This window comes from Streptomyces griseicoloratus, assembly GCF_014534645.1.
GTDB lineage: Bacteria > Actinomycetota > Actinomycetes > Streptomycetales > Streptomycetaceae > Streptomyces > Streptomyces griseicoloratus.
The window spans coordinates 1-10717 of sequence record NZ_JACVQF010000166.1; the positions used below are offsets into that span (position 1 = coordinate 1).

General features: G+C 72.0%; 8 protein-coding genes. 5 read left to right on the forward strand and 3 right to left on the reverse strand.

Annotation, left to right across the window (positions count from 1 at the left end; all coding sequences use genetic code 11):
• The first annotated feature begins 277 nt into the window (after positions 1-277).
• Positions 278-799: a hypothetical protein gene (locus tag H0H10_RS06465; RefSeq protein WP_309141736.1), complete on the forward strand. Its 522-nt coding sequence runs from the start codon at positions 278-280 to the stop codon at positions 797-799.
• 1452 nt (positions 800-2251) lie between these two features.
• Here the strand turns inward: H0H10_RS06465 and H0H10_RS06470 are convergent.
• The gene (locus tag H0H10_RS06470; protein WP_223179469.1) at positions 2252-2449 is read right to left on the reverse strand and encodes a hypothetical protein; all 198 of its coding nucleotides are present in this window, start codon (positions 2447-2449) and stop codon (positions 2252-2254) included.
• Between the two features lie 1105 nt (positions 2450-3554).
• On the opposite strand from H0H10_RS06470, the gene H0H10_RS06475 reads away from it, so the two are divergent.
• Complete coding sequence (locus H0H10_RS06475; RefSeq protein WP_223179467.1) at positions 3555-4034, forward strand: hypothetical protein; 480 nt, start codon at positions 3555-3557, stop codon at positions 4032-4034.
• Between the two features lie 168 nt (positions 4035-4202).
• Positions 4203-4670 (forward strand): helix-turn-helix domain-containing protein, encoded by a 468-nt coding sequence (locus tag H0H10_RS06480; protein ID WP_188179870.1) that lies wholly within the window; start codon positions 4203-4205, stop codon positions 4668-4670.
• A gap of 892 nt (positions 4671-5562) precedes the next feature.
• On the opposite strand, the gene H0H10_RS06485 is transcribed toward H0H10_RS06480, so the two are convergent.
• Both H0H10_RS06485 and H0H10_RS06490 read right to left on the reverse strand, forming a co-directional pair.
• A complete protein-coding gene (locus H0H10_RS06485) occupies positions 5563-6303 on the reverse strand; it encodes a dienelactone hydrolase family protein (protein WP_188179871.1) in 741 nt (246 codons plus the stop codon).
• A 573-nt stretch (positions 6304-6876) separates the two neighbouring features.
• On the reverse strand, positions 6877-8070 hold the full coding sequence (locus tag H0H10_RS06490; protein WP_188179872.1) for an MFS transporter: 1194 nt from the start codon (positions 8068-8070) through the stop codon (positions 6877-6879).
• Between the two features lie 311 nt (positions 8071-8381).
• Between H0H10_RS06490 and H0H10_RS06500 the strand changes: the two genes are divergently transcribed.
• Together H0H10_RS06500 and H0H10_RS06505 are read left to right on the forward strand one after the other, a co-directional pair.
• Complete coding sequence (locus H0H10_RS06500) at positions 8382-8837, forward strand: winged helix-turn-helix transcriptional regulator (RefSeq protein ID WP_188179874.1); 456 nt, start codon at positions 8382-8384, stop codon at positions 8835-8837.
• Between the two features lie 256 nt (positions 8838-9093).
• On the forward strand, positions 9094-10717 hold a 1624-nt coding region (locus H0H10_RS06505), incomplete at its 3' end, for a serine/threonine-protein kinase (RefSeq protein WP_188179875.1).

A 10717-nucleotide genomic window follows, 5' to 3' on the forward strand; every position in this document is an offset into this window, starting at 1 on the left:
GGTGTGGGGTGGGTGGTGGGGGTGAGGGGGTGTCAGGGTTCACCTTGTAGGGCTAAGGGGGTGTCAAGTGGTGTGTGGGGGTGGGGTGTTGGGGTGGGGGTGGGTGGGTGTGTGGGGGGTGTGGGTAGCTCGTTTGGGTGTGTGTTGTTGGGTGTGGGTTGTGCTCGATATGACAGGTGTGGGGGGTGTGAGTACGTTCGGTGGGGCACGGTCTTTGGTGGCCGGGCTCTGACTCTGAGACAGGAGAGGCAAGGACATGATCATGTCTCGTTCTTCCGTGATCACCGCGGGTGTTGCGGCTGCTGCGGCGTTGACCGCGACGGGTATCACGTACGCGACGGCGGCGCCGGAGCCGCAGGCGGCGCCGGCTGTGGTCAAGCAGGTGCCGGTGCAGGCGCCGATGGGCGGTGACACCGGGAACAACAACGACGACGACGACAACGGCAAGGACAAGGACAAGGGTAAGGACCACCGTGGGGGGGACCGGGGTGACCGGGAGCACGGGTGGATCCACATCAACGAGCGGTCGTACTCGGCTCACACGAGCGGGTGTGTGGTGGTCGCGAGCGGGCTGGGGTCGCGGAGCCTGAACGTGCGCAACGACAGCAAGAAGACCATCGAGGTGTTCCGTGGGCTGACGTGTGACAACGGTGCTCCGATCGCGACGGTGGGGCCGCACAGCTCGAACCACGGTGTGTCTCCGGGCAACGTCGACGGTGTGTTCGTCAAGGACGGTGTGGTCGGCAGCTTCCGTGTCATCGATCACGGTGACCACGGGAACGGCAAGGGCGACCGCTGAGCCGGTTCCGCCTGCACCCTGCGCACGGATGTGGGACCCCGGCCCGCCGTAATCGGGCCGGGGGTCTGCGACCGGGTGTGTGGTGCGGGGCCCGGGTCTGCTGTGGTGGGGCCGGGGCTCTGCGGCTGGGTGTGTGAGGTGGGTTTTCCTGGCCCGTGGTGGTGGGGCTGGGGTTGTGGTGTGGGCCCCTGGCCGGGAGTGTCCCGGCCGGGGGCCTGCCGTTGCTTGCCGCCTTGGCGTGTCGGGTGTCTGCCGCGTCGTTCTCGGGTTGTGTGTCGGGTGTCTGCCGGTGGTCCGGGGGGTGTGTGGTGGGTGTCTGCCGGTGGTCCGGGGGTTGTGTGGTGGGTGTCTGCCGGTGGTCCGGGGGTTGTGCCGGCGTCTGGGCGGGCCTGGCCTGGCCGGGTCGGGTGCGGCTGGGGTTCCTTGCCTGTCTGGGCGGGGCCGGCTGGGTGGTGGGGTGTGCCATTGCCTGGCTCTGCGAGTTCAGGTGTCTTTGCAGCCGGTAACGGGATGTGTGCCGTGTATCTGGGATTGCCCGGGCTCGTCGGCGGCATCGTGTGCTTGGGTCGTTTGCGAATCGGGTGCTGAAGCGGCGGGTGGGTGGGCCGGGTGCATGCTGAGGGTTGTTGTGCCCTTGTCGTCGGGCGGGTGGGGCAGTTCGGCGGCGGTATGGTCCGCCTGTGACCGGTGTGCTGACGGGTGGTCATAGGGTGGCCGGTCGCTGATCCGGCGGGCGGGTTCGGCTTGTGAGGCCGCCGTTGCCTTCGCTTTGGCGCGGAGGGGTGCTTCATGCTGACGTCCGTGCCCATTGGGTGGCTGTGGCTGTGGCTGTGGCTGTGGCTGTGCTGTGGTTGCCGGGCGTGGTGTCCGCGGCCCTGTCCAGCTGCATCCTGGGCAGCTGCGTCCTGGGCAGCTGCGTCCTGGGCAGTTGGATTCCTCTGTGGAAGTTCTGTATCGCTCATCCGGTGGTCGTGGTTGTCGGTGGCGTGGTTCTGGTTGTCGTTGGCCCGCTGGAGGGCATCGGCCTGGCGGGGGTGCTTGTCATGTGCTCTGTGCCCTGACCGGTGTGACTCTTGGTGTGCTCCTCCAGCGGATGCTGTTCTGGGGTGTTCTTGAGTGGTGGTGCTGGGGTGAGGTTGCAGGCCACGTCGGGGTCCCGGGCCGGTAGGGGGTTTTCCTCGCTGTCTGTCTGGCCGGTGTCTCGTTCGGCGGCTTCGTGCTGATCCGCTGAGCGGCATACGGGTCCCGGTGCCGCAAGGCGTGTGCCGGGGCAAGCCCGTTGTGTGCCGGGCCGGCGGGCAGGGGCTGCGGGGGTGTGCTGGCTGCGGCGGTGCCTGGGCTGGCTGCTCTGGCCGGGCGGCCCGCCGCGTATTGCGGGTCCTGCCGGCCGCGCCCCGTTACTGTCGTCCGTGGTGGCCTGGCCGGTGCCCGGGCTACGGCCCGGCCATGAGGTCAGTGATCGGGCTGTTCACCGCTGGGTTCGTGTGTGGAGTCGGGCACGAACAGACTCAGCCGGTACGTGGTCGGCTGCATCAGGCGTCCGCAGAAGGTGTCGACCCGGGTCATGCTCCAGTCGATCCGCTGTGGCCCGGTGCGCAGATGACGCAGGTGTGCGTGCCACTGCGACTCGTCCTGGGTCTCGAAGAGCACCTCCCGGCGGCCTGCGTCGAGGCTGTGGCGAACCGCAACGTGCTGCTGGCGTTTTCTCTTTCGCTGTCCTGGCACCGGCTCAGCATCTCTGGCTCGACATCAGCGGGGCAAGGCGATTGATTGCCGCCAGACGGCCAGACGGCCAGACGGCCAGACGGCCAGACGGCCAGACGGCCAGACGGCCAGACGGTCAGGTGGTGGTCATGTGCCAGGCGGGCCCTGTGGGGGTGGGTGCGGAGTCGTCGAGAGCGGTGGCCGGGTGGTGTCGCCGGTCTGGGGCGGGTGCTGCCGGGGCGGTGTGGGGGTGGTGGCGGTCGTGGTGGTGGTCGGTGGACCGTATGTGCACCGTCTCACCCGGGTCCTGTGGGCGGGGAGGGTGCGTGTGGCTGCTGCACGGGCGGTGCCGCTGGTGGGCGCTGCCGGGGCTGGCACCTGGTGACTGGTGAGTGGTGTCGGGGCTGGCTGTGGTGGATCAGTGGTTGTGCCGCGGGCGGCTTTGGGGCTCGGGCCGGGTCGGTGTTCCTGGGGAGTGACGCGGTCACCGGTGTGTCCGTGTGTGGGTGGCCGGTGTGCTGGTGCTGGTGGGGGTGTGCCGGGGGTGGTCGGGTGGTGTTTCCGTGGCCGGGGCGGGCCGGTCTTGTTGTGGGCCGGCGTGGTGCCGGCGGGTGCTGTTCGTGTGTGCGGGGCGGGGTTGCCGGGTGTCCCGGGGGTGGTGTTTCCGGGTGTCCTGGGGGGTGTTTATGGGGCGTTTAGCTGGTGTGTCTGGTTTCGTCAAGTCCCGAGTGCTCGGAGCGTGACGGTGTGGTGGCGGCGGGGCGTAATGGAAGTGCGGTGCTCGCCGGAGAGGGGTGAGGCCGCAGGGTGTGGCGGAGGTCCTCGGTGAGGGTCTGTGTTCTCTCGTCGGGCCGCCGGTGTGGCGGTTGCGGTCGGGAGGGCTGGTCCGCCGGCCGCTGTCCCGGGGTTTGCCGGGGTGGTCGGGAGCCCGTGTCAGTCGGAAATTTTCTGGTTCAGAGGGAGAAAGCTCATGTCTCGTAAGGTTCGTGTTCCTGGTGCTGGTGTTCGTGGTGGTGCCGGGGTGAAGCGGCGGCGGGGGTCGCGGTTCGCGATGGTGTTCGCTTCGGCTGCTGTGATCACGGGTGGTGTCGCTCTTCCGGCGTCTGCTGCGCCGGCGGCTCCGAGTCATTCGGCGGTTTCCAGTGTGGTTACCGGTGGTGGTTCGGGTGGTCCGGGTGGCGGGAGTGTCTTCGGTAACGGAGGCGCGGGCGGTGCCGGTGGGTCGAGTGTCTTCGGCGGTGGCGGTGGCGGCGGTGGCGGGGGCGGCAGCGTCTTCGGCAACGGCGGCAACGGTGGTGCCGGTGGGTCGAGTGTCTTCGGCAACGGCGGTTCCGGTGGTTCCGGCGGCGGCAGCATCTTCGGCAACGGCGGCAACGGCGGTGCCGGTGGGTCGAGTGTCTTCGGCAACGGCGGTGGCGGCGGCAACGGCGGCAGCACTGTCTTCGGTAACGGCGGTGCGGGCGGTGCCGGTGGCTTCAGTGTCTTCGGTAACGGCGGTGCGGGCGGTCTGGGCGGTTTCAGCGTCTTCTAGATCGCGGTGAGCCGGTGACGGCCCCGTCCTGGCGGGGTGGAGGCCCTCACGAGGGGCCTCCGTCCCGCCCCTTCCATCGGTCACCGGCGGCCGGTCCCGGCCGGCCGGACAGGGCGTCCGGGACCGGCCGCCGGTGACCGGCACGTGTTCTCGAAGGGAGAACCCGATATGTCCAGAAGTCTTTGGCGGCGTCCGCTCGTTCTGGCGATGGCCTCGGTGGCCTTCGCCACCGGCGGCTCGTATGCCGCGCAGGCGGCGCAGAGTGCCGCACCAGGTTCCGGCCATGTCGCCGGTGCCGGTCATGTCACCGGCCGTTCGCCGGACTGCGGCGAGGGCGGCAGGGGTGGGGAGGGCGGCCGGGGCGGTGAGCCCGGCAAGCCGGGGGAGCCGGGCAGGCCCGGCTGTTCCCGGATCGGCGATCTGCTGCCGGACAAGCCGGAAGGGGCGCTCTCGGGGGCCGACAAGGTCCGGATCGTGCTGGCCGTGATGTCCGGGCACACCACGGGCGCCGAGGCCGCCGAGAAGTACGGGGTGCCGAAGGAGGAGGTCGACTCCTGGGAGCGGCAGTTCCTCAACGGTGACTGGCTGGCGTGGTTCGGGCAGGGCGGGGAGGGCGCCTTCCCCTTCTGCTGGTGACGCCCCCGGGCCGCGGACGGGGACCGGGCGGTGAGGCTCGGGCTGGGAGGAGGCGGCCCCCGCCCGCCGCGGATGCGGCCGGCCGCTGCAGCGGGCCGGCCGCCTGGGGCTGCCCTGCCCGGCCGGCCCTCTCCACCCCAACCCCAACCCCAACCGGAACCCGCCCCGCCCCGGCCCGCCCCGCCCCGCCCCGGGGCGGGCCGGGGCGGGCCGGGCCGGGGCGGGGGTGTTTCGCCTGGGCCGGGCCGGCTGCACCCGGGGCGGGCCCCGGGGCCGGGGTGGCTGCACCCGGTGCGGGGGGTGGCTTCGCCCCGGGCGGGGTGGCTTCGCTCTGGCCGGGGTGCCGGGGCCGCAGGCGGTGCCCGCGGTGCCTGCGGTGCCCGCTGTGCCTGCGGTGTCCGCGGTGCTTCGGTGTCCGTGATGCCCATCCCCACGGCGCCCGGGGTGCCTGCGCCTGCGGTGCGGGGCCGGGTGGCGGGCGGTGTCCGCGGTGTCCGTGGTGCCCATGCCCGCGGTGCCCGCGGTGCCCGCGGTGCCTGCGGCGCGCGGGGTGCCTGCGCCTGTGGTGCCTGCGGTGCGGGGCCGGGTGGCGGGCGGTGTCCGCGGTGTGCGTGGTGCCCATGCCCGCGGTGCCTGCGGTGCCTGCGGCGCGCGGGGTGCCTGCGCCTGTTGGCTTTGTTCACGAGAACCGACAGCACATGTACACGAGTTTGGGCAGCACTCGAAGCTCTGCAGAAATCGAACAGTTCATGACTTCAGGCAGAACGGGCCCCGCCGAGAATTCAGCAGGGGCCCACGGTGTAGAGAGCTGCGGAGGGCCGGTACCTGTCCTCGATGAGCGGCATGCCAGCCGACGTCAGCTACCGCATGCTGCCGGTCTGACGGCCCGGCCTCACTTCAGATGCCGGGTGAAGAACTGAGCCGCGGCGTCCCCCGCGAACTGCGGGACGCCGGTGTGCCCGCCCATGTTGGCATGCAGCGACTTCTCCTTGGAGCCGAAGGCGTCGAACAGGTCCAGGGCCGCCTGCCGGTCGTTCCCTTCGTCGTCCCACTGCAGCAGGACGTGCAGCGGAATGGTGACCTGCCGGGCCTCCTCGAACATGGCGCGAGGCACGAAACTCCCGGCGAACAGAACGGCGGCCGAGATGCGCGGCTCGACCACCGCCAGCCGGATGCCTATGGAGATCACTCCCCCCGAGTACCCGACCGGGCCGCCGATCTCGGGCAGCGACAGGAGTGCGTCCAGGGCGGCCTGCCATTCCGGGACCGACTTGTCGACGAGCGGGAGGATGAGGGCGTCGATGATCTCGTCGCTGACCGGCTCACCGGCCTCCATAGCCCGGCGCATGTCGGCGCGGGCCTGCTCAACGGCGGGCAGGCGGGGCCGGTCGCCGCTTCCGGGGAGCTCGATGGTAGCCGTGGCGAAGCCTTCCGCCGCGGAGTGCCGGGCCCGGTCCACCAGTCGGGGGTACATCTTGCGCAGCCCGAGGGGAGGGTGGCCGAGCAGGATCAGCGGCGCTGGTGCGGATGCGGATGCCGAGGCGGGCGTCCACAGGATGCCGGGGATCTCACCGAGGGTGAATTCGCGCTCGAGGACGCCGTCGTCGAGACGCTGCTCGGAAGTGAAATGCATGGTCGTGCCTTTCGGGAGTGCACTGGAACGGCGCTCCCGGACGACCTCTCTATCGCCCGACCGTGACCCCGGAGGGGAGCACCCATGTCGATACTGCGTTCACGGGTACCACCTCCTCGATCTCTCGCACGGCCTCCGGAAACGTAGCAGTGGTCGCCCTCGTCCGCCAACGGGTTTTTGCGGAGTCTCCGTGGCACCGCCACTCGGGAAGTGGGGTGCACTGGCGCTGTCGTTTCTCATGAACATCGAACACGACGCACCGCCGACGCCTCCCAAACTCGTGTACATATGCTGTCGGTTCTCGTGAACAAAGCCACGCCTGTGGTGCCTGCGGTGCGGGGCCGGGTGGCGGGCGGTGTCCGTGGTGCTTCGGTGTCCGTGATGCAACACGGTGTTCGTGGTGCCCATGCCTGCGGTGCCTGCGCCCGCGGTGTCTGCGGTGCGGGGGCCGGGTGGCGGGCGGTGCCTTGGGTGGAGCTGTCGGTGGGCTGGGGCCGGCTGCTTGTCCGGGAGCGTGTGTGGGGGGGGCTGGTCAGGGGTGTCTGCCGGATGGTTCACCCGGTGGGGTGGTGGTCATGGGCTGTGGGGGGCGGGTGGTGGGGGGGTGGGGGTGTTGTGCCGGGTGAGTGCCCATAGGGCGAGGGCGAGGCCGCTGAAGGTGGCGCCCAGTGCGCATACCGCGTTCCAGCCGGCCGCGGTGTAGAGGGAGGTTGCGGCGATGGCGCCGGTGGCGCTGCCGATCGAGTAGAAGACCATGTATCCGCCGATCAGTCTGCTGCCGGCGTCCGGGTGCAGCGCGTAGATGAGGGTCTGGTTGGTGACGTGGACTGCCTGCACGGCGAGGTCGAGAAGGATCACTCCCGCGACCAGGGCCCACAGTGAGCTGCGGGTGAAGGCCAGGGGCAGCCACGAGGCGGTGAGCAGGGCCAGCGCGGCGCCGGTGGTCTGCCGGGACAGTCCGCGGTCGTTGAGGCGGCCCGTCACGGCTGCGGCCAGGGCGCCGGCGGCGCCGATCAGTCCCAGCGCCCCGATCGCGCTGTGGGACAGGAAGTACGGGGCCTGGCTGAGCGGCAGCGCGATGCTGCTCCACAGGGTGCTGAAGGCGGCGAAGACCAGCAGGGCGAACAGGGCCCGCAGCCGTGGCAGCCGTTCCCGCGTGAACAGGGTGAGCGTGGAGCGCAGGAGCTGTCCGTAGCGCACAGTGGCCGGCGCGGGGTCACCGTGGCGCGGCAGTACCCGGTGCAGGATCACGGCGAGCACCGCGGTGAGCGACGCCGAGGCGAGGTAGACGCAGCGCCAGCCCGCGAGATCGGCCAGGAGGCCGGATGCGGTGCGGGCGAGCAGGATTCCGGTGACCACGCCGCTGGTGACCAGGCCGACCACCCGTCCGCGTTGGGCGGGCGGGGCCAGTGACGCGGCGTAGGCCACCAGCGTCTGGGTGACGACCGCGAGAAGCCCGACCGCGGCCATGCCCGCGAGCAGGACCACCGCCGTGGGCGCGGCGGCCGCCACGGCCAGCGCCACCACCAGGAGCAGCATCTGGGCCACGACGAGCCGTCTGCGTCCGGCAACGTCGCCCAGCGGCACGAGGAAGAACAGTCCCAGCCCGTAGCCGGCATGCGTGAGGGTGACCACGCTGCCGACGAGTGCCGGGCTCATGGCGAGGTCGCGGCCCATGGTCACCAGGAGCGGCTGGGACAAGTAGACGTTGGCGACCGCGGCACCGCAGGCCACGGCGAACAGCCCGACGACACCACGGGACAGCACGGCCCCGGAACCTCCCCCGCTCCCGGCCCCGGAACCTCCCCCGCTCCCGGCCCCGGAACCTTCCCCGCTCCCGGCCGCGGGACTTTCCCCGCTCCGGGCCGCGGGACCTTCCCCGCTCCGGGCCGCGGGACTTTCCCCGCTTTGGGCTGCGGAATCTTCCCCGCTTTGGGCCGCGGCCGGTGGTCGCGCGGCCTCACCGCTGCCGGGCATCGGCATCCACTCCTCTCCCCATCTGGTTGCAACTTGCTACCAGGTGGGGACGGTAGCCGTCTTGGTAGCATGTTGCAACCGTCGTGAGAGTGAGGGACGCCATGGTGAGCAGGACGCGTTTCGACGACAGTGAATGTCCCGTGGCCCGGTCGGTGGACGCGATCGGTGACTGGTGGTCCCTGCTGATCGTGCGTGACGCCTTCGACGGGAGCCGGCGCTTCGGGGAGTTCCAGCGCAGTCTCGGCGTGGCGAAGAACATCCTCACCGCGCGTCTGCGCGCCCTGGTTGCCGGCGGTGTCCTTGCGTCCGTTCCCGCCTCCGACGGCAGTGCCTACCGCGAGTACGTACTGACTCCGAAGGGCAAGGCGCTCTTCCCGGTCATCGTGGCACTGCGGCAGTGGGGCGAGCAGAACTTCTTCGCTCCGGGCGAGCCGCACTCGCAGTTGGTCGACCGCCGCCACGGGCAGCGCCTGCGCCCGCTGGAGGTGCTGTCCCGGGACGGGCGCCGGCTGGACCCCGACGACACCACCGTCCACAAGATCACCACCACCCGGTGATCCGGGCCGGGGGCCGGGGCGCCGGCACGCCGCCGTGGTGACAACTGCCCGTACGGTGCGTTCACCCGCCGGCCAGCACCGGCCAGCACCGGCCGGCGGTGGCGGGGGGTGGGGCCGGGCGGCGTCGTGGGGGTGGTGCGTGTGCGGCCGTCGTTCTGGGTGAGTTGCCGCTCTTCGGGGGGTGTGGAATACCTGGAGAGGGGCTTTTCACGCTCGCCGGGAACCCCTGCGGGGGCGTCCTGGAAGAGGGAGCGCCATGACGGGAGCGTACGAGGCCGCCGGGCGCGTGATCGCCGGGCGCTACCGGCTCCTGCGTCGGCTCGGTGCTGGTGGCATGGGACGGGTGTGGCTGGCCTATGACCAGGAACTGGCGTGCGAGGTCGCGGTCAAGGAGATCATTCTGCCGGCGGGTATCCCGGAGAGTGAGGTGGGTGCCCGGATCGCCCGGGCCCGTGGTGAGGCGCAGCATGCCGCCCGGCTGCGCAACCATCCCCATGTCGTCACCGTGTACGACATCGTGGAGTCCGGCGGCCTGCCGTGGATCGTGATGGAGTTCGTGCCCGGTGCCACGGACCTGGAGGCGGTGGTGCGCGAGCGGGGGCCGCTGCTGCTCGCCGATGTCGCCCGGATCGGGCTGGCGATCCTGGACGCCCTGCTGGAGGGCCACCGGCTCGGTGTCCTGCACCGGGACGTCAAACCGGCCAACGTCCTGCTGACCGGGCCCGGCCCGCAGTCCTCCTCCCATGCCGCGGAGGGCGGCCGGGTGCTGCTGACCGACTACGGCATCGCGCTGGAGCCGAGTTCCGGCGAGCCGCGCCTGACCGCCCCCGCGGAGATCATCGGGACCGTGCGGTTCATGGCCCCCGAACGGCTCCGCGGTGAGACACCCACCCCGGCCTCGGACCTGTTCTCACTCGGCGGCACGCTGTATTACGCGCTCGAGGGGGCCGGTCCCTTCGACCGGGACTCCGACGGCGCCATGCTCAGCGCCCTGCTGTCGGAGTCTCCCGCCCCGCCGCGCCGGGCGGCGGAGCTGACCCCGGTCTTCCTCGGGCTGCTGGCCAAGGACCCCGCGCAGCGGATGGGCGGTGACGAGGCCGCCGAGCGGCTCACCTCCCTCGCCGCCCGGCCCGGCACGCCCGCCACCCCGGCACCGTCCCCGCTGCGGACGCCGGCCGGGCCGGGCCGGCCCGCCGGCGTCAGGCCGCCGCGTCCTGCCGGGCCGCAGGAACCCGCCGGCCCGGCCCGGCCCGGCGGTGCGAAGCCGCCGCGCCGGGCGGAGCCGGCCGCGCCGACCGAGGTCCTGCCGCCGGCCGAGCCGGGCGAACCCGCCGGCGCGGGGCCGCCGCGCCCCGCGGAGCCCGCCGGACCGGCCGGGCCGGGGGAGCCGGGCGGGCGGGGGGAGCCGGGCGGGCCGGCAGGGGCGGGCGGGTCGCCGCCGCAACCGCCGCCGCGTGCCGGTGACGGGGCCGGGCCGCGGGTGCGCCGGCCGCGGTCCGGCCGGCCGCGGTCCGCACGCCGGCGGGCCGGGCTCATCGCGGCCGTGGCGGCGGTGGTGCTGGCCGCGGGGGGCGGCATCTACCTGGCGCAGTCCGGTTCGCCGGATCCCGAACCGTCCTGGGTCCAGGTCGGTGACTCCCCGGAGGGGGTGGCGGTGTCCCCGGACGGGGACCGGGCCTACGTGGCCAACAAGAGCTCGGATTCGGTGTCGGTGATCGACACCGCGACCAACCGCACCCAGGGCAGGCCCATCCCCGTCGACCGCTCCCCGAAGGGGGTGGCGGCATCCGGGGACCGGGTCTACGTGACCAGCCTGGCCTCGGGGTCGGTGTCGGTGATCGACACCGCGACGAACAAGGTGGACAAGACCATCCGCGTCG

Coding starts and splice junctions, on each gene's coding strand:
- H0H10_RS06500 (WP_188179874.1), top strand. CDS start 8,382: ATGGTGAGCAGGACGCGTTTCGACGACAGTGAATGTCCCGTGGCCCGG.
- H0H10_RS06475 (WP_223179467.1), top strand. CDS start 3,555: ATGGTGTTCGCTTCGGCTGCTGTGATCACGGGTGGTGTCGCTCTTCCG.
- H0H10_RS06485 (WP_188179871.1), bottom strand. CDS start 6,303: ATGCATTTCACTTCCGAGCAGCGTCTCGACGACGGCGTCCTCGAGCGC.
- H0H10_RS06480 (WP_188179870.1), top strand. CDS start 4,203: ATGTCCAGAAGTCTTTGGCGGCGTCCGCTCGTTCTGGCGATGGCCTCG.